The following is a 17658-nucleotide window of genomic DNA, read 5'->3' as shown; positions in this document are numbered from 1 at the left end:
TACTCTAGTGAGCATCGCCAATGCGCGCCCCTTCATGGACACGACAAGCTGTTTCCAGGCTTGTCACACGGGCAGAAAAGGACCTTTGCATGAACCATTCAACACAGCTCTACGCCTGGCAGGGCATCGATGCCAATGGCGCAGAAGTGCGCGGGCAGATGGCTGGGCGCAGCCCGGCCTATGTGCGGGCCGGGCTGCAGCGCCAGGGCATTCGCGTGGCTAGTTTGCGCCCCGCTAGCGGGCTGGTATGGCGCTGGCCTGCACGTAGGGTAAAGAGCGACCCGGCGGGTTTCAGCCGGCAGTTGGCAACGTTGCTGAGGGCGGGTGTACCGCTGCTGCAGGCCTTCCAGGTGATGGGCCGCAGTGGGTGCAGCGCGGGGCAGGCGGCGTTGCTGGAACGTTTGAAACAGGATGTGGCGACGGGGTTGGGGCTGGCGGATGCGTTGCAGCGTCACCCGCAGTGGTTCGACGGGCTTTACTGCAACCTGGTACGCGTGGGCGAGCAATCCGGGACCCTCGACCGGCAGCTTGAGCAACTGGCGGGCATGCTGGAGCAGCGCCAGGCACTGCTCAAACGGGTGCGCAAGGCGATGCGGTATCCGCTGCTGCTGTTGCTCACCGGCCTGGGCGTGTCGGCGGTGCTGTTGCTGGAAGTGATTCCGCGCTTTGAAAGTCTGTTTGCCGGCTTTGATGCTGCGTTGCCGGCGTTCACGCAATGGGTCATCGGCTTGTCCACAGGGCTGGGCCGCCATGGGCCGCTGCTGTTGATAACCCTGCTTGTGGTGGTATTGGGTATGCGCCAGCTGTATCGGCAGCATGCGCCAGCACGCCTGTGGATATCTTGCCAGGTACTGCGCCTGCCGGTGTTCGGTCGGCTGCTGGGGCAAGCGGCGCTAGCCCGCTTTGCACGCAGCCTGGCTACGGCGTACGCCGCTGGGGTACCGCTGCTGGACGGGCTGGGCACCGTGGCCAGGGCCTGTGGGGGCGAGCTGCACGAGCGGGCCATTTTGCGGCTGCGCCAGGGCATGGCCAAAGGGCAAGGGCTGCATCAGGCGATGGCGGCTGAGCCGTTGTTCCCGCCGCTGCTGGTGCAGCTGACGGCCATCGGTGAATCAAGCGGCACCCTGGACCAGATGCTGGAAAAAGCCGCCAGCCTTTACGAGGAACAGGTCAGCCAGGCGCTGGACCAGTTGACCAGCCTGCTGGAGCCAGCCATCGTGCTGGTCCTGGGCCTGCTGGTCGGTGGCCTGGTGGTGGCGATGTACCTGCCGATCTTCCAGTTGGGTAGTTTGATCTGAACATGACTTTATGGACTTTACTGGCCGAACAGCCGGCGTACTTCTTCACCCTTGCGACAGTGCTTGGCCTGTTGGTCGGCAGCTTCATCAATGTGGTGGCGTATCGGCTGCCGATCATGCTGGAGCGCCAATGGCAGCGTGAAGCGCAGGAGGCGCTGGGGCTGCCGACCGATGAGCATGAGCGCTTCGACCTGTGCCTGCCCGCTTCACGTTGCCCGCACTGTGGGCATGCGATCCGTGCCTGGGAAAATATTCCGGTGCTCAGTTACCTGGCCTTGCGCGGGCGCTGCTCTGCGTGCAAACAGCCTATCGGCTCACGGTACCCGCTGGTGGAGCTGGCCTGCGCTTTGCTGTCGCTGACGGTGGCCTGGCATTCCGGTGCCGGGATGGAGGCACTGGCCTTGCTGGCCTTTACCTGGAGCCTGCTGGCGCTGAGCCTTATCGACCACGACAAGCAGATCCTGCCGGATGTGCTGGTGCTGCCAACGCTGTGGCTGGGGCTGATCGTCAATGTTTTCGATACCGTGGTGCCATTGTCCGATGCCGTCTGGGGCGCGGTGGCCGGTTATCTCAGCCTGTGGACAGTGTATTGGTTGTTCAAACTGATCACCGGCAAGGAAGGCATGGGTTACGGCGACTTCAAGCTGCTGGCGCTGATCGGGGCCTGGGGCGGCTGGCAGGTAGTGCCGCTGACCTTGATGCTGTCGTCGCTGGTCGGGGCGGTGGTGGGGCTATGCATGTTGCGCCTGCGCAGCCATTCGATGGGTACGGCGATACCTTTTGGTCCTTATCTGGCCATTGCGGGGTGGATTGCCGTGCTCTGGGGTGATGAAATATACGCCTCATACCTGCAACTGCTTGGATTCTGATGACCACTGCGCCGTTCACCCCCTGGATTCTCGGCCTCACCGGCGGCATTGGCAGCGGCAAGAGCGCTGCCGCCGAGCGCTTCGTCGAGCTTGGTGTGCACCTGGTCGATGCCGACCAGGCAGCGCGTTGGGTCGTGGAGCCCGGCCGCCCGGCCCTGGCCAGCATTGTCGAGCGCTTTGGCCCGGGCGTGCTGCTGGAGGACGGCCAGCTCGATCGCACAGCGTTGCGCCAGTTGATCTTCGCCGACCCGGCCCAGCGCAAATGGCTTGAACAGCTGCTGCACCCACTGATCGGGCAGGAGATATTCAGCTACCTGGCCAAGGCTGAGTCGCCGTATGCGGTGTATGTGTCGCCGCTGCTGATCGAGTCTGGCCAGTACCAGAAAACCCAGCGAGTGCTGGTGATCGATGCACCGCAAGCGCTGCAGGTTGCGCGCACCTTGCAGCGGGACAACACCAGCCCCGAGCAGGTGCAAGCCATCCTCAAGGCTCAGTTGGCCCGCGAAGAGCGCTTGCGCCATGCCGATGATGTGGTGGTCAACGACAGTGACCTTGCCGCGCTGCATGCGCAGATCGACCATCTGCACCACTTTTACCTGACTCTACGAGGAGGCCAGCCATGAGCCAGCCATTGACCGTCGATTGCCCTACCTGTGGCGCACCTGTGGAATGGGACGCGAAGAACGCGTTCCGGCCGTTCTGCTCTGACCGTTGCAAGTTGATCGACCTGGGCGCCTGGGCGGCTGAGGAGCACAAGATTGCGGGGTCGCAAGAGTCCGAGGATGAGTTGTATTCGGGCGACCTGGAGCCGCGGCACTAAGGCGCCGCATCGGGACCGGTAGGCGCGGCCTTGTGTCGCGAAAGGGCTGCGCAGCGGCCCTCGATGTTTCGGCATTGATGCAACAATTGCTGGGGCCGCTCTGCGGCCCTTTCGCGACACAAGGCCGCTGCTACTCGTCCTTCCACGGTGCCTGCAGGTACCGCGTGCGGTTGAATGTCTCCAGCCACTCCGGGCAGAACACCACCAGCGCACTGACCACCATGCCGTTGATGAACGCCTCCGGGAACATCATCAGCCACAGGTAGCCGACAAAGTCGCTGAGCCACTCCGGCATGGCGAAACGCCCGTCCAGCCACAGCAGCCCCAACCCGGCCAGCAGGCACACCAGCACGGTCAGTGCTGCGGGAAAGAACCCCGAGCAGAAGATGTAAACGAAGAGGTTACGCGGCTGCGCCCGCTCGACTAGGATGGCGCACACCTCGGTGATCAGCACCGGCAGCCCGATCAGCAGCAGGCCGTTGATACCAAGCGCTGCCAGGTCCTGGCGCCCCAGCGCCAACAAGCCGAGCTGGGCCAGAAACCCGCCAAGCACCGCCAGCGGCCAGTCCAGCAACAACGTCACGGCGGTCATGCCGATGAAGTGGTACGACACACCGGTGTCGAAGTCGCGCCGGACCAGCCAAAGTGCAAACAGGCAGAACACCGTACCGAACAGCAGGTGCTGCCGGCGGCTGTCGGCGAACAGTTCCAGCCAGCGAGTGCGGCTGGCCGCCCACAGCAGCAAAGGGACGAACCCTACCCAACCGAGCGTGAGGCTGGTGCTGGACAACACTTGCGCGCTGATCACTTGACGAATGCCCCTGTCGAGACTGTGGACATACCTGAGTCTACACCCATTCAAAAACAGCATCTTATCGTCATGGTTTAGCGTCTAAGCTGTGAGCATGGATGACTCAGACTACCTGCGCCTGCTCACCATCCAGGCCGAACAAGCCAATGCCTTTCTCTCCAATGCTCGCAAATGGGAGCGGGAGCGTTGGGTATGCCAGCGCCTGCTGCAGGGGCTGAACATCCCCTATCGCAGTGAAGATTTCACCCCGGCCGGCCAGGAGCCGCCCGACGTGCTGTTCCGCGATGCGTCGTTCGAGGTGTTTTTTGTGCTCGACGAAGGCCGCCGGCTCAATGATGAGTGGCGCGAAGAGCTGCAGCGAAGGCGCAGCGCCTTTTCACTGGCCCAGCTGGTGCGGCGCGAGGCGAGGCCCAGGCGTATAGCCGCCACCGAGCTGCTGGCGCGGCTGGCGCCCACCTTGCGCAAAAAGGCGCACAACTATCGCGAACGCGGGCTGGACCTGAGCGAGCTGGACATCATCGCCTTCGCCAGCCTCAAGCGTGAAGTGCTCGACCTCAACACCCACTTTCCGCCGCCCACCGAGTACCTGCGCCAGGGTTGGCGCTCGCTGTCGCTGGTGGGGCCGACCTTTGCCCGGGTGCTGTTCGCCCACCCCGATGCCCCGGACTTTCTGCGCGGCAACCTGGGGCGCAGCATCGTGTTCGACGTGGGCATCAGTCTTTGATCCAGTGCCGAGAGTCTTTGCGATGGCGTACACTCGGCGCCAGGGATAGAAAGCTTTATTATTTGTCTCAAGTACTTGCCGGAACGCTGTAGCGTTCAGGCAGTCACATACGTCTACCTGACGAGGCCCACCATGACCAGCCGACTGAATCCGGAAGATCAGCGTCGTGTCGATGAGTATCTGCGAGCCCCTCAGCACCAAGTCGAGCGCAAGCCATTCCGGCCGTGGCTGCTCCTTGTGCTGGTGGTGGCCGTGACCATCGGGCTGGGCCTCATCAGCCGCCTGTTGAGTGGACTGGTGCTATGAGCTGCCTCGCGCTCGCCCTCCCCTCGTGCAGTTTGCGGCCGGCCCCTGGGGCCACGAATTCCGTAAACCTTATGAGATATCCCCATGACTCATCGCATCGTGATTGTCGGCGGCGGCGCCGGCGGCCTGGAACTGGCGACCCGCCTGGGTAAAACCCTCGGCAAGCGCAAGCAGGCCGAGATCACCCTGGTCGACGCCAACCTCACGCACATCTGGAAGCCGCTGCTGCACGAAGTGGCCGCCGGCTCGCTCAACTCCTCGGAAGACGAACTGAACTACGTGGCCCAGGCCAAGTGGAACCACTTCAACTTCCAGCTGGGGCGCATGAGCGGCCTGGACCGTGAAGGCAAACAGATCCAGCTGGCCGCCACCCTCGATGAAGAGGGCCGCGAACTGGTGCCTGCGCGCACCTTGCGCTATGACACCCTGGTCATTGCCGTGGGCAGCAACACCAACGACTTCGGTACCCTGGGCGCGGCGCAGCACTGCCTGTTCCTGGACACCCGCAAGCAGGCCGAGCGTTTCCACCAGCAACTGCTCAACCACTACCTGCGTGCCCATGCGGGTGACCAGGCCAGCGAGAAAATCAGCGTGGCGATCGTCGGCGCCGGTGCCACCGGTGTGGAACTGGCGGCCGAACTGCACCACGCAGCGCATGAACTGGCGGCTTATGGCCTGGACCGTATCCAGCCAAAAGACATGCACATCACCGTGATCGAGGCGGGCCCGCGCGTGCTGCCGGCGCTGCCAGAGCGCATCAGCGTGCCGGTGCACAAGACCCTGGAAAAGCTCGGCGTGACGGTGATGACCAACGCTGCCGTCAGCGAAGTGACCGCCGATGGCTTGAAGACCGCCAACGGTGAAGTGATCCAGGCCAGCCTCAAGGTGTGGGCGGCCGGTATTCGTGCGCCGGGCTTCCTCAAGGATATCGACGGCCTGGAAACCAACCGTATCAACCAACTGGTGGTGCGCCCTACCCTGCAAACCACCCGCGACGATGACATCTTCGCCTTCGGTGACTGTGCAGCCTGCCCGCAACCGGGCAGCGACCGCAACGTGCCGCCACGCGCCCAGGCAGCGCACCAGCAGGCCGAGATGCTGGCCAAGAGCCTGAAAGCGCGCCTGGAGAACAAGCCGCTGCCGACCTATGCCTACAAGGATTACGGTTCGCTGGTGTCGCTGTCGCGCTTCTCGGCGGTGGGTAACCTGATGGGCAACCTGATGGGTAGCGTGAAGCTGGAAGGCTGGCTGGCGCGGATGTTTTATGTGTCGCTGTATCGCATGCACCAGATGGCGCTGTACGGGTTCTTCCGCACGGCGATGATGATGCTGGGAAGCAAAATTGGGCGGGGCACTGAGCCGCGACTGAAGCTGCACTGACCTGCGCGCTAGAGGCTTGGGGTTCAGGTTGTCTGCACTGACCTCATCGCCGGCAAGCCGGCTCCCACAGGGGATGCACAGCTCTCAAGGCTTGTGAAACACCTGTGGCTTGCCGGCGATTGGGCCAGATGCCCACATACCAGGCATGGCCTGTGCGATGACGAATGAATAAAGAAGATTTGCACCGCTCGGTGCATTTTTTTGCGCGAGATAAAATCGAGACAAAAGAAAAAGGGCATCTCAGTTGAGATGCCCTTTTTACATGGTGGGTCGTGTAGGATTCGAACCTACGACCAATTGGTTAAAAGCCAACTGCTCTACCAACTGAGCTAACGACCCTGAAAATGGTCGGGGTGAGGGGATTCGAACTCCTGACATCCTGCTCCCAAAGCAGGCGCGCTACCGGACTGCGCTACACCCCGAGATTGGCTCCGCGACCTGGACTCGAACCAGGGACCCAATGATTAACAGTCATTTGCTCTACCGACTGAGCTATCGCGGAACTGAACTTCGGTACATCTTTACAGCTTCGAAGCCTGTGTTAGCTTCGATCTCTTTGGCTATCCGCTTTCGCGTTGTCGCTGCTGAGGCCGGCTATTCTACATTCTTCGTTTTGCTTGTCAACCACTTTTTTTCATTCAACTTACTGATTTCTAAGTTGTTTTGCGGTCACCGATGTTGCTGGTGATTCGCTTAGTGCCTGACAACGCGGCGTATATTAGGGGCACTCTAATTTCTGTGCAAGCGTTTTTTTCAAAAATTTCAGCAAGTTATGGAAAAAACTGGCGAGGCCCCGATTTTGCTGGGTTTGGCCGGGGCTGTTCGCCGGCAAGCCGCCCCCCACAGGGTTCCCCGTGGGCTGCCGAAACGCTGCGGCCTTAAAAAAGCCCCGCAGGTGCGGGGCTAGTTTTTGCAGCGTAGGGATCAGGCGAACACGATTTCTTCGCCTTCCACCTTGGCAGTGATCGCCGAACCCGGCATGAATTTGCCGGCCAGGATCATTTGCGCCAGCGGGTTCTCGATCCAGCGCTGGATCGCCCGCTTCAGCGGCCGGGCGCCATACACCGGGTCGTAACCCACCGCGATCAGCTTGTCCAACGCCTCCGGGCTCAGGCTCAAGGCCAGCTCGCGCTCGCTCAGGCGGCTGCGCAGGCGGCCAAGCTGGATCTCGGTGATGCCGGCGATCTGCTCGCGGCCCAAGGGCTCGAACACCACCACTTCGTCGATCCGGTTGACGAACTCCGGACGGAAGTGCGCACCCACCGCATCCATCACTGCCGCACGCTGCGCTTCGCGATCACCGGCCAGCTCCTGGATCTGCGCCGAGCCCAGGTTGGAAGTCATCACGATCACCGTGTTGCGGAAGTCCACCGTACGGCCATGGCTGTCGGTCAGGCGGCCATCCTCGAGCACCTGCAGCAGCACGTTGAACACATCCGGGTGGGCTTTCTCCACTTCATCCAGCAGCACCACCGAGTAAGGCTTGCGCCGTACCGCTTCGGTCAGGTAACCGCCCTCTTCATAACCTACATAGCCTGGTGGGGCGCCGATCAGGCGAGCCACGGAGTGTTTCTCCATGAACTCGGACATGTCGATCCGCACCATAGCCTCTTCGGTGTCGAACAGGAATTCGGCCAGGGCCTTGCACAGCTCGGTCTTGCCCACACCGGTCGGGCCGAGGAACATGAACGAACCACTTGGCCGGTTCGGGTCGGAAAGGCCTGCACGCGAACGGCGTACGGCGTTGGCCACGGCGGTCACCGCCTCGTGCTGGCCGATCACGCGCTGGTGCAGCAGGTCTTCCATTTTCAGCAGTTTTTCGCGCTCGCCTTCCAGCATCTTGGCCACCGGGATGCCGGTCCACTTGGACACTACTTCGGCAATCTCTTCCTCGGTCACCTTGTTGCGCAGCAGCTGGTTTTCGGTCTTGCCATGCTGGTCGACCATCTGCAGGCTGCGCTCCAGGTCCGGGATCACCCCGTACTGCAGTTCGGCCATGCGGTTCAGGTCGCCTTTGCGACGAGCCGCTTCCAGCTCCTGGCGGGCTTGCTCGATCTTTTGCTGGATCTGCGCCGAGCCCTGCACTTCTGCCTTCTCGGACGCCCAGATTTCTTCCAGGTCGGAATACTCACGCTCCAGGCGCTCGATTTCCTCGGTCAGCTTCTCCAGGCGCTTCTTGGCTGCTTCGTCTTCTTCTTTCTTCAGCGCCTGGGATTCCACCTTCAGCTGGATCAGGCGACGGTCGAGGCGGTCGAGCACTTCCGGCTTGGAGTCGATCTCCATGCGGATACGACTGGCCGCTTCGTCGATCAGGTCGATGGCCTTGTCCGGCAGCTGGCGGTCGGTGATGTAGCGGTGGCTGAGCTTGGCCGCGGCAATGATCGCGCCGTCGGTGATGGCCACCTTGTGGTGCACTTCATAGCGCTCTTTGAGGCCACGCAGGATGGCGATGGTGTCTTCCTCGCTCGGCTCCTCCACCAGTACCTTCTGGAAGCGCCGCTCCAGGGCGGCGTCCTTCTCGATGAACTGGCGGTATTCGTTGAGCGTGGTGGCACCGACGCAATGCAGTTCACCACGGGCCAGCGCCGGCTTGAGCATGTTGCCGGCGTCCATGGCGCCTTCGCCTTTACCGGCACCGACCATGGTGTGCAGCTCGTCGATGAACAGGATGATCTGGCCTTCCTGCTTGGACAGCTCGTTGAGCAACGACTTGAGGCGCTCTTCGAACTCACCGCGGTACTTGGCACCGGCGATCAGCGCGCCCATGTCCAGCGCCAGCAGGCGCTTGCCCTTGAGGCCGTCCGGGACTTCACCGTTGATGATGCGCTGGGCCAGGCCTTCGGCGATGGCCGTCTTGCCCACGCCGGGTTCGCCGATCAGCACGGGGTTGTTCTTGGTACGGCGCTGCAGCACCTGCACGGTGCGGCGGATCTCGTCGTCACGGCCAATGACCGGGTCCAGCTTGCCCTCTTCGGCACGCTTGGTCAGGTCGACGGTGTACTTGTCCAGCGCCTGGCGCGACTCTTCGGCATTGGCGTCGTTCACCGCCGCGCCGCCGCGCAGGTTGTTGATGGCGTTTTCCAGGGCCTTCTTGCTCACGCCTTGGCTAAGCAGCAGCTTGCCGAGCTTGCTGTTCTCATCCATGGCGGCGAGCAGCACCAGCTCGCTGGAAATGAACTGGTCGCCCTTCTGCTGGGCCAGGCGGTCGGCCTGGTTGAGCAGGCGCGCCAAGTCCTGCGACATGTTCACATCGCCGGTGGGGTTCTGGATTTTCGGCAGCTGGTCGAGTTCTTTTACCAGTGCCTGGCGCAGGTTGTTGATGTCGAAGCCGACCTGCATGAGCAGTGGCTTGATCGAACCACCTTGCTGCTCGATCAACGCCTGCAACAGGTGCAGGGGTTCGATGGCAGGGTGGTCCATGCCAACGGCCAGGGACTGGGCATCGGATATCGCTAATTGAAGCTTGCTGGTCAAACGGTCTATTCGCATGGGGATACCTTCCTGTAAGGGCAGGTCGGAGCGATGGACAGCGCCTTTGATGAAGAAACCTGCCTGAGATGACCTTATAGATAAGGGTGATTCTGGAAGTTTCAAGCGTAGCGGGGTTGACTAAAGTCAGCCTAATGGATTAGCGGTGCCCCAATCGCCGGCAAGCCGGCCACAGGAATGCGCAAACTTCAAGAAAGGTGGGTACTTGTGGGAGCCGGCTTGCCGGCGATGAGGCCGGGCCTGTCAGCGAGGATCTAGCCAGACCAAAGAAGCAAACCGCCCACCCTGCGGGGTGCGGCGATAGGAGAAAAACCGCTCATCGCTGACGGTGCAAAAACCGCCGCCATAGACCGCAGTAACGCCGCGCGCCGCCAGGCGAATGCGCGCCAGCGCATAGATGTCGGCCATCAGCTTGCCCGGCCGCTCACCCTCGACAAAGGCCTTGGCAGCCTCCGGGTGCACAGCGGTGAAGGCATCCCGCACTTCCAGGCCCACTTCGAATGCCTGCGGGCCGATGGCAGGCCCCAACCACACCAGCACCTCTTCAGGCGGCAATGCCAGGCGCTCCAGCGTGGCTTCCAGCACGCCACCGGCCAGCCCGCGCCAGCCCGCATGTGCGGCAGCTACACGGGTGCCCGCGCGGTCGCAAAACAGCACGGGCAGGCAGTCGGCAGTCATTACGGTACAGGCAATGCCTGGCTGGTCGGTCCAGCTGGCGTCGGCTTCGGCGACCACCGATGGGTCGGCATCCGCCACGATCAGGCCATGCACCTGCTTGAGCCAGGCGGGCTGAATGGCATATTCGTCGCTCAGGCGGCGGCGGTTCTCGGCGACCGCAAGCGGGTCGTCGCCCACGTGGTCACCGAGGTTGAAGGATGCATAGGGCGGCAGGCTAATGCCACCCTGGCGGGTGGTGACACAGGCGCGAACCGAGGCCGGGGCGGGCCAGTCGGGGAACAGCAGCGCCTGCGTCAGGCCACTCATCCGATAAACGCCTCGCGGTCCTGGTTCAGCAGCGACAGCAACCAGACGAAGTCATCCGGCAGTTCCGACGCCCACTCCATGCGCTCACCGGTAGTGGGGTGGTCCAGCGCCAGGAAGCGTGCGTGCAGGGCCTGGCGCGGGAAGGTCTTGACCGCCTCGACCATGGTCGGGCTGGCTGCCGGCGGGATGCGGAAGCGGCCGCCGTAGGTCTGGTCGCCGACCAGCGGGAAACCGACATGGGCCATGTGCACACGGATCTGGTGAGTACGGCCGGTTTCCAGCTTGACCCGCACGTGGGTGTGCGAACGGAAGCGCTTGAGCACACGGTAGTGGCTGACCGCCGGCTTGCCGCCTTCGGTCACTGCCATGCGCTGGCGTGCGCCACCGTGACGGCCGATCGGGGCGTTGATCTTGCCGCCGGCAGTTACCACGCCGATCACGATGCACTCGTAGATCCGGCTGACCGTACGGCTCTGCAGCTGCTCGACCAGCTTGGTCTGCGCCTGCAGGGTCTTGGCCACGACCATCAGGCCGGTGGTGTCTTTGTCCAGGCGATGGACAATGCCAGCGCGCGGTACGTTGACGATATCCGGCACATGGTGCAGCAAGGCGTTGAGCAATGTGCCACTGGCGTGCCCGGCAGCCGGGTGCACGACCAGCCCGGCCGGCTTGTTGATCACCATGATCTGGTCGTCTTCGTAGACGATGTCCAGCTCGATGTCTTCGGCGATCCACTCGCCCTGGGCCTCTTGCTCGGCCTCAAGTGCAAGCATGGAGCCACCATGGACGGTGTCTCGAGGGCGCACGACGGCACCATCGACCGTCAGGCGGCCCTCTTTGATCCACGAAGTAAGCCGCGAACGCGAGTACTCGGCGAACAATTGGGCGGCGACCTGGTCGAGGCGTTGACCGCCCAGTTCGGACGGTACCTCTGCGCTAAGTTGAATGATCTCGGACATGCTCGATTCGGCGGGCGCACAGCCTTTGGTTTCGGCTGCGAGCTTGTGGTTAAATACGGCTTCTTTTGTCCCGGGGTTGGCCGGGGCGCTCATCATAACAGGACGGCACCGCCCAAGACAGCGGCCGTCAAAGGGACGCAAGCCGCTATGCAAGTGAAACACCTGCTGCTGATCGCCATCCTCGGGCTTACCGCGGCCTGTTCCTCTAATAAAGAGGTCATTGACGAGAACCTCAGCGAGGCCGAGCTGTATCAGCAGGCCCAGGCTGATCTGGACAACTCCAGCTACAACAGCGCCGTGAACAAGCTCAAGGCCCTGGAGTCGCGCTACCCGTTCGGCCGTTACGCCGACCAGGCGCAGCTCGAGCTGATCTACGCCAACTACAAGAATTCCGAGCCCGAGGCTGCCAAGTCGGCTGCCGAGCGCTTCATCCGCCTGCACCCGCAGCACCCGAACGTCGACTACGCCTACTACCTCAAGGGCCTGACCTCGTTCGACCAGGACCGCGGCCTGGTGGCGCGCTTCCTGCCGCTGGACATGACCAAGCGTGACCCGGGTGCCGCCCGCGACTCGTACAACGAATTCGCCCAGCTGACCAGCCGCTTCCCCAACAGCCGCTACGCCCCGGACGCCAAGCAGCGCATGATCTACCTGCGCAACCTGCTGGCGTCTTATGAAATCCACGTGGCCGACTACTACCTGAGCCGCCAGGCTTACGTGGCCGCCGCCAACCGTGGCCGCTACGTGGTGGAAAACTTCCAGGAAACCCCATCGGTCGGCGACGGCCTGGCCGTGATGGTCGAGGCGTACCAGAAGATGCACCTGGACGATCTGGCCGCCACCAGCCTGGAAACCCTCAAGCTCAACTACCCTGACCACCCGAGCCTGGTCGATGGCGAGTTCCAGCCCAAGCAGACCGAGTCTGACGGCCGCGGCTGGCTGTCCAAGGCCACCCTGGGCCTGATCGAGACCGACGCGCCACTGCCACCGGGTGAAACCCGCGCCAACCAGGACGTGGTCCGCCAGTTCCAGGATGCCCGCGCCGAGATGCCGCAGGACTTGCTGCCCAAAGATGAAAACGGCGACCCGATCCTGCCGGAAGGGCCGAAAGAAGCCGAGAAAGACCGCTCCTGGTTCAGCTACATGACCTTTGGTCTGTTCGACTGATTCAACGGGGTGCGAGAAAGGGAGACTGAGGTCTCCCTTTTTTATTGGCCTCGTCCTAGACTGTCGCCTCAATCAATAGACAAGCTGGACACCATGGTTCGCCTACTTTTCTGGATCGCCCTGATCGCCGCCGCGTTCTGGCTGTGGCGCAAATTCAAGATCAGCCAGCAGTCGCCGTCCGAGCCGAAACTCGACGACCCGCTGAAGATGGTGCGCTGCGCCCACTGCGGCGTGCACCTGCCCAATGATCGGGCGCTGCAGCAAGGCAGTCAGTGGTATTGCAGCCAGGCGCACCTTCAGCAAGGGCCTGGCCAGCAAGACTGAGCCAATACCTCACGGGCCTCATCGCCGGCAAGCCGGCTCGCACGCTGTACCCTGTGGGAGCCGGCTTGCCGGCGATTGGGCCGCTAAGCGGCCCCAGCGATCTCAGCCCAGACGCCCGGCCGGGGCATAAGGTGCCGGGTCAATGATCGGCTCCACCCCTGTCAGCAAATCAGTAAACAACTGACACGAAGCTGGCGCCAGCACCAACCCATTGCGGTAATGCCCGCAGTTCAACCACAACCCGTCATGCCCCGGCACTCGGCCGATATACGGAATGCCTTCAGGCGAACCTGGCCGCAGCCCTGCCCAGTGCGCCACCACCGTGGCATCCGCAAGCTCCGGCAACAACTCTGCCGCTGAAGCCTTGAGGCTCGCCAGTGCATCCTCGGTCGGGGTCTTGTCGTACCCGGCATGCTCCAGCGTGCTGCCCACCAAAATGTGCCCGTCACGGCGCGGAATCGCATAGCGTCCCTTGGCCAGCACCATGCTCGGCAAGAAGTCTTCGGCGCACTTGAACAGGATCATCTGGCCTTTCACCGGTTCCACCGGCAGCTCAATGCCCAGCGTGCGCAGCAGGTCGCCGCTCCAGGCGCCAGCGCTGAGCACGACATCATCAGCCTGCAGCACGCCGTCTGCGGTCTGCACGCCAGTCACGCGCTCACCGTCCTGAACAAAGCCGGTGATCTGGCAGTGCTCACGCAAGGTCACGTTGGGCATTGCCAGCAGCGCAGCCTTCAGTGCCTTGACCAGCCGCGGGTTGCGCACATTGGCCACGCCTGCCATGTAGATGGCGCGCTTGAAGCCTGGGCCCAGTACGGGGACCGCGTCATAGGCCGCCGAAATATCCACAGGGCTGAGCGGCCGCCGCTCGCGTTCTGCCCAGGCCAGCGCCTCGGCCTCGTCGTCCAGGTCAAGCCAGTACAAGCCGGTGGTGTGGACTTGCGGATCAATACCGGTGCTGGAGAACAGATGCTCACCCAGCTGTGGATAAAAGTCCTGCGACCAGTGCGCCAGGGCAGTGACTGCCTGGCTGTAGCGCCACGGGTAAAGCGGCGAGACGATACCGCCGCCCGCCCAGGACGACTCACGCCCGACCTCGGCCTGGTCACATACCACTACCTGGCCGACCTTCGCCGCCAGGTTGAACGCCGTCAGCAGGCCGATCACCCCGCCGCCAACCACCACTACTTGCTTGTTCATCTGTCGATCCAACACCTGAAGTAAAACCGCGATGCACGGGCATCATTCAACCTTCAGCTCCCCCAGCAGCGCTCAATGGCCCCGGTGCCATCCGGGTTGCTCTGTACACCGGCCTGGTCGAGCTGGAAATCACCGCAGCGATCGTCCGCCATCAAACCATGCGGCAGCCGCCGTGCACGCAGCGTGAAGGTATCGCTGCCGCGTTCGGCATGCAGGCTGTAATGGCGGTTGCCAGCGGGCAATGCCGGTTCGCCCTCGGCGTACTGGCCGGTGCGTACACGGTGGTGTTCCAGGCGCAGGGCAGCGTCATGCAGCAGGCCAACCACTTCGCTGCGTGCGGCTCGCCTGAGCTGGTCGCTGTAACTGGGGTAGGCAATGGCTGCCAGAATGCCGGTGACAGCCACGACAATCAACAACTCGATCAGGCTCAGGCCTTGCTGCATGTCAGTCTTCCCTCAGTCTCTGCCGCCAGAGAATCCGCTGCGGCGCCTGTGTTTGAGCCGCTGGCATGGCATACACCGCCTCCAGCACTTGCCTGGCCGCGAGTTGCCGGCTGACTGCGGTCACCCGGTAAAGCATGACGGGTTCATCCCTCGGCCCATGCGCGGCCCGGGTAGTTAGGCCAAGGTTCTGCAGCTGGAAGTAACCGCTCTCGCTGGCTTGCCATTGCCCCAGCAAATCATGCGCGCGCGGGGGTGGCAGGCACGCTTGGCACAACCCAGGCGGCGCGCGCTGCAGTTCGGCCTCTGCGACCAGCAGCGTGGCTTCGGCCTGATCGAATGCCTGCAAACCCTCGCGCAGGTAGCCGGCCATGCGCGTTTCCACCAAGGCATCACGCAACGCCGAAGCCGCCAGCAGGCCAAGCAAAAGGCTGAGGACCAGCGCCAGCAGCAGTACCATGCCACGCTGGCGCTTCATGGCCTGGCAACCGGGTTGCGGATCGCCACACTCATGTCGTAACGCTGCTCGATGCCCAGACCAGGATCGAACAAGGTCAGTTGCACATCCACCCGCTGCCCTTCGGCGGTGTCGACAGGTTCAACGCGCATTTCGCGCACGTGGTCGACCAAGGGCTGAGAGCTGTTGCGCCGCATGAACCTCAGTGTGCTGCCGCGAAGTTGGTAGTGGTGCCGGCTGATGGGAAATGCCAAGGGCAAACCGGGGCTTTGAGCACGCCCCGCGTGCACCTCGGCCTCGCTGATACAATCGGTGTGCAAGGTCCAGTCCGGAGCCCCGGGGTACCCAGGCAGCTCTGCCACTATCAGGCTCAGGCTTGCCGGGCCAATCTGCAAAGGCCGCGCAAACGCTTCTCGCGCAGATGGGTCCCTGAAGTCGCCAGGCTCAAGGCGCAGGCAACCGAACATGCCGGCCATACGGATATCCTGGGCCATACGCAACAATGCCAGACGGGCGTCCGCCTGCATGCGCAACGCAGCAGATTGAAGGAGTGAGCTCTGGTGGGCCGAGATGAAAAGCTGGCTGGCGGCAGTCAGCAGCATCAGGCCGATGGCAAGCGCAAGCATTGCCTCGACCAGGCCGAAACCACCCTGCTCACGCTTCATGGCCGCGGCACCGTCAGCTTGCCAGCGGCCTTGCCCCGCTCAAGCAGCGTATGGGCGCCCAGCGCATCCTGCATATCACGACGCGCACTGTCAGTGGCCTGCAATGCCTGCAGCTGCAACGCTGCGGCAGCGAACATGCCCAGTGCCACCACCGCTACGGCCAACAGTACCTCCAGAAGCGTCATGCCCCGTTGTTTCGTGTGCATCCCTGCACCTCCTGCGATCTTTCCCGCAATTGCCTTGCACCTCGCCGACTGGACCTCTTGCCCAACGACCGTGAAGCTACAGCCAAGCACTTCCAGGGAGGAATGCACGGTGAAGCAACAGGGCGTAACACTGATACAAATGATGTTCGGGCTGGCTATGGCGGCGCTGCTGACGCAGCTTGGCATGCCGGCCTACGCGAAATTGAGCGATGACCTGCACAGGGCAGCAGCAGCCCGCGACTTGGCCCAGGCGCTGCGTAGCGCACGCAGCCACGCGGCCCTGCAAGGCCAGGCGGTAGTGGTGCAGTCTTTGGACAATGATTGGGGCAAGGGCTGGCGCGTGCTGTTGGAACATAACCAGCAGTTGCTGCGCGAGTACCGACTGGCTCGGCCCCAAAGGGTGAAAGCCAATATCGGGAACCAGGTAAAATTCAGCGCACTGGGTGTGCCATTGGGGAAGAACAACAACTTGTCAGGGGGGCGGCTGGAGGTCTGTGAGCGCTCGTCTGCAACCAGCCGGCACCGTGTTGTGCTGGCGACCAGCGGTAGGGTCAGCCTGCGCACTGACGAACTGAAAAAGTCCCTGTGCGCAGGCCGCTGATCAGATCAGTGAACGAACCCGAAGCTCTTTGGGCATGGAGAACGTGATGTTCTCCGGGCGCCCGTCAAGCTCTTCGGCGCCCGTGGCACCCCAGGCCTTGAGCTGGTCGATCACGCCACGCACCAGCACTTCGGGGGCCGAAGCGCCAGCAGTGATACCAATCCGCGCAGCCTGGTCGAACCAGCCGCGTTGCATGTCCTCGGCGCCATCGATCAGGTAGGCCGGGGTACCCATGCGCTCGGCCAGCTCACGCAAGCGGTTGGAGTTGGAACTGTTGGGGCTGCCCACCACCAGTACCACATCACACTCACCGGCCAGTTGCTTGACGGCGTCCTGGCGGTTCTGGGTGGCGTAGCAGATGTCGTCCTTGCGCGGGCCGCCGATGTTCGGGAAGCGCGTACGCAGGGCATCGATGACACGGCTGGTGTCGTCCATCGACAGCGTGGTCTGGGTGACGAACGCCAGGTTGTCCGGGTCGCGCACCTGCAGCCGGGCAACATCCTCCTCGTCTTCGACCAGGTAGATGGCACCGCCGTTGCTGGCGTCGTATTGCCCCATGGTGCCTTCGACTTCCGGGTGCCCTTCGTGGCCGATCAGGATGCACTCACGGCCGTCACGGCTGTATTTGGCGACCTCGATATGCACCTTGGTCACCAGCGGGCAGGTGGCGTCGAACACTTTCAGGCCGCGGCCGGCGGCTTCCTGGCGCACGGCCTGGGAAACACCATGGGCGCTGAAAATGACGATGACGTCGTCCGGTACCTGATCCAGTTCTTCGACGAAGATGGCGCCACGGCTGCGCAGGTCTTCCACCACGAACTTGTTGTGCACCACTTCATGGCGCACATAGATCGGCGGGCCGAAGACTTCCAGCGCACGGTTGACGATCTCGATCGCCCGGTCGACCCCTGCACAGAAACCGCGAGGGTTGGCGAGTTTGATTTGCATGCTCGGCTCC

At 62.9% G+C, this 17658-nt stretch carries 20 protein-coding genes and 3 tRNA genes; 10 read left to right on the top strand and 13 right to left on the bottom strand.

Going from position 1 to position 17658, the window contains the following annotated elements; all coding sequences use genetic code 11:
* Positions 1–89 precede the first annotated feature (89 nt).
* From IWW33_RS14775 to yacG, 4 genes are read left to right on the top strand one after another with little or no spacing between them, the layout of a single operon-like run.
* On the top strand, positions 90–1298 hold the full coding sequence (locus IWW33_RS14775; protein ID WP_174142572.1) for a type II secretion system F family protein: 1209 nt from the start codon (positions 90–92) through the stop codon (positions 1296–1298).
* A gap of 2 nt (positions 1299–1300) precedes the next feature.
* Positions 1301–2167, top strand: a complete 867-nt coding sequence (locus IWW33_RS14770) for an A24 family peptidase (RefSeq protein ID WP_174142571.1) — start codon at positions 1301–1303, stop codon at positions 2165–2167.
* Positions 2167–2790 carry a dephospho-CoA kinase gene (gene coaE / locus IWW33_RS14765; RefSeq protein WP_012316340.1) on the top strand — a complete coding sequence of 208 codons (624 nt, stop codon included), beginning with the start codon at positions 2167–2169 and terminating at the stop codon, positions 2788–2790. Before IWW33_RS14770 ends, coaE begins: the two co-directional genes overlap by 1 nt.
* Positions 2787–2987 carry a DNA gyrase inhibitor YacG gene (gene yacG / locus IWW33_RS14760; protein WP_012316341.1) on the top strand — a complete coding sequence of 67 codons (201 nt, stop codon included), beginning with the start codon at positions 2787–2789 and terminating at the stop codon, positions 2985–2987. The genes coaE and yacG overlap by 4 nt, the downstream gene beginning before the upstream one ends.
* Positions 2988–3117: 130 nt before the next feature.
* On the opposite strand, the gene IWW33_RS14755 is transcribed toward yacG, so the two are convergent.
* Positions 3118–3858, bottom strand: coding sequence for an energy-coupling factor ABC transporter permease (locus tag IWW33_RS14755; protein ID WP_052326222.1), 741 nt, complete (start codon positions 3856–3858; stop codon positions 3118–3120).
* A 34-nt stretch (positions 3859–3892) separates the two neighbouring features.
* Here IWW33_RS14755 and IWW33_RS14750 point away from each other — a divergent pair, with 34 nt between their 5' ends.
* From IWW33_RS14750 to IWW33_RS14740, 3 genes are all read left to right on the top strand, one after another.
* Positions 3893–4522 carry a DUF1780 domain-containing protein gene (locus IWW33_RS14750; RefSeq protein WP_012316343.1) on the top strand — a complete coding sequence of 210 codons (630 nt, stop codon included), beginning with the start codon at positions 3893–3895 and terminating at the stop codon, positions 4520–4522.
* 132 nt (positions 4523–4654) lie between these two features.
* On the top strand, positions 4655–4828 hold the full coding sequence (locus IWW33_RS14745; RefSeq protein WP_012316344.1) for a DUF3094 domain-containing protein: 174 nt from the start codon (positions 4655–4657) through the stop codon (positions 4826–4828).
* 84 nt (positions 4829–4912) lie between these two features.
* Positions 4913–6208 (top strand): NAD(P)/FAD-dependent oxidoreductase, encoded by a 1296-nt coding sequence (locus tag IWW33_RS14740; RefSeq protein WP_012316345.1) that lies wholly within the window; start codon positions 4913–4915, stop codon positions 6206–6208.
* A gap of 263 nt (positions 6209–6471) precedes the next feature.
* Here the strand turns inward: IWW33_RS14740 and IWW33_RS14735 are convergent.
* The 6 genes from IWW33_RS14735 to rluD all read right to left on the bottom strand — a co-directional run bounded on the left by IWW33_RS14735 (position 6472) and on the right by rluD (position 11640).
* Positions 6472–6547, bottom strand: a tRNA-Lys gene (locus IWW33_RS14735).
* Positions 6548–6553: 6 nt separating this feature from the next.
* A tRNA-Pro gene (locus IWW33_RS14730) sits at positions 6554–6630 on the bottom strand.
* Positions 6631–6634: 4 nt separating this feature from the next.
* Positions 6635–6710: transfer RNA gene (locus tag IWW33_RS14725), tRNA-Asn, on the bottom strand.
* Between the two features lie 422 nt (positions 6711–7132).
* Positions 7133–9697: an ATP-dependent chaperone ClpB gene (clpB, locus tag IWW33_RS14720; RefSeq protein WP_046784643.1), complete on the bottom strand. Its 2565-nt coding sequence runs from the start codon at positions 9695–9697 to the stop codon at positions 7133–7135.
* 243 nt (positions 9698–9940) lie between these two features.
* A complete protein-coding gene (gene pgeF / locus IWW33_RS14715) occupies positions 9941–10681 on the bottom strand; it encodes a peptidoglycan editing factor PgeF (protein WP_174142570.1) in 741 nt (246 codons plus the stop codon).
* Positions 10678–11640: a 23S rRNA pseudouridine(1911/1915/1917) synthase RluD gene (gene rluD, locus IWW33_RS14710; protein WP_039602973.1), complete on the bottom strand. Its 963-nt coding sequence runs from the start codon at positions 11638–11640 to the stop codon at positions 10678–10680. Before rluD ends, pgeF begins: the two co-directional genes overlap by 4 nt.
* A 147-nt stretch (positions 11641–11787) precedes the next feature.
* Here rluD and IWW33_RS14705 point away from each other — a divergent pair, with 147 nt between their 5' ends.
* Together IWW33_RS14705 and IWW33_RS14700 are read left to right on the top strand one after the other, a co-directional pair.
* Positions 11788–12807 carry an outer membrane protein assembly factor BamD gene (locus IWW33_RS14705; protein ID WP_012316349.1) on the top strand — a complete coding sequence of 340 codons (1020 nt, stop codon included), beginning with the start codon at positions 11788–11790 and terminating at the stop codon, positions 12805–12807.
* 93 nt (positions 12808–12900) lie between these two features.
* Positions 12901–13131 carry a PP0621 family protein gene (locus tag IWW33_RS14700; protein ID WP_012316350.1) on the top strand — a complete coding sequence of 77 codons (231 nt, stop codon included), beginning with the start codon at positions 12901–12903 and terminating at the stop codon, positions 13129–13131.
* A gap of 102 nt (positions 13132–13233) precedes the next feature.
* Here IWW33_RS14700 and thiO read toward each other — a convergent pair whose 3' ends face one another.
* Genes thiO through IWW33_RS14675 form a run of 5 tightly spaced genes read right to left on the bottom strand, consistent with a single transcriptional unit; the run spans position 13234 to position 16099 of the window.
* A complete protein-coding gene (gene thiO, locus IWW33_RS14695; RefSeq protein WP_115273825.1) occupies positions 13234–14331 on the bottom strand; it encodes a glycine oxidase ThiO in 1098 nt (365 codons plus the stop codon).
* Positions 14332–14384: 53 nt separating this feature from the next.
* Positions 14385–14774 (bottom strand): type IV pilin protein, encoded by a 390-nt coding sequence (locus IWW33_RS14690; protein WP_046784647.1) that lies wholly within the window; start codon positions 14772–14774, stop codon positions 14385–14387.
* A gap of 1 nt (position 14775) precedes the next feature.
* The gene (locus tag IWW33_RS14685) at positions 14776–15249 is read right to left on the bottom strand and encodes a hypothetical protein (RefSeq protein WP_174142569.1); all 474 of its coding nucleotides are present in this window, start codon (positions 15247–15249) and stop codon (positions 14776–14778) included.
* Positions 15246–15893 carry a prepilin-type N-terminal cleavage/methylation domain-containing protein gene (locus IWW33_RS14680; protein WP_115273823.1) on the bottom strand — a complete coding sequence of 216 codons (648 nt, stop codon included), beginning with the start codon at positions 15891–15893 and terminating at the stop codon, positions 15246–15248. Before IWW33_RS14680 ends, IWW33_RS14685 begins: the two co-directional genes overlap by 4 nt.
* Positions 15890–16099, bottom strand: a complete 210-nt coding sequence (locus IWW33_RS14675; protein WP_046784650.1) for a prepilin-type N-terminal cleavage/methylation domain-containing protein — start codon at positions 16097–16099, stop codon at positions 15890–15892. The genes IWW33_RS14680 and IWW33_RS14675 overlap by 4 nt, the downstream gene beginning before the upstream one ends.
* Before the next feature lie 109 nt (positions 16100–16208).
* Here IWW33_RS14675 and IWW33_RS14670 point away from each other — a divergent pair, with 109 nt between their 5' ends.
* A complete protein-coding gene (locus IWW33_RS14670; RefSeq protein WP_115273822.1) occupies positions 16209–16700 on the top strand; it encodes a GspH/FimT family protein in 492 nt (163 codons plus the stop codon).
* Here the strand turns inward: IWW33_RS14670 and ispH are convergent, their stop codons facing one another.
* On the bottom strand, positions 16701–17648 hold the full coding sequence (gene ispH / locus IWW33_RS14665) for a 4-hydroxy-3-methylbut-2-enyl diphosphate reductase (RefSeq protein ID WP_012316357.1): 948 nt from the start codon (positions 17646–17648) through the stop codon (positions 16701–16703).
* Positions 17649–17658: the final 10 nt, after the last annotated feature.

The sequence above is a fragment of the Pseudomonas sp. M2 genome (assembly GCF_015751845.1).
Taxonomy (GTDB): domain Bacteria; phylum Pseudomonadota; class Gammaproteobacteria; order Pseudomonadales; family Pseudomonadaceae; genus Aquipseudomonas; species Aquipseudomonas putida_E.
Note: the sequence above shows the minus strand (reverse complement) of the source record. Positions and strands in the feature narration are given on the sequence as shown.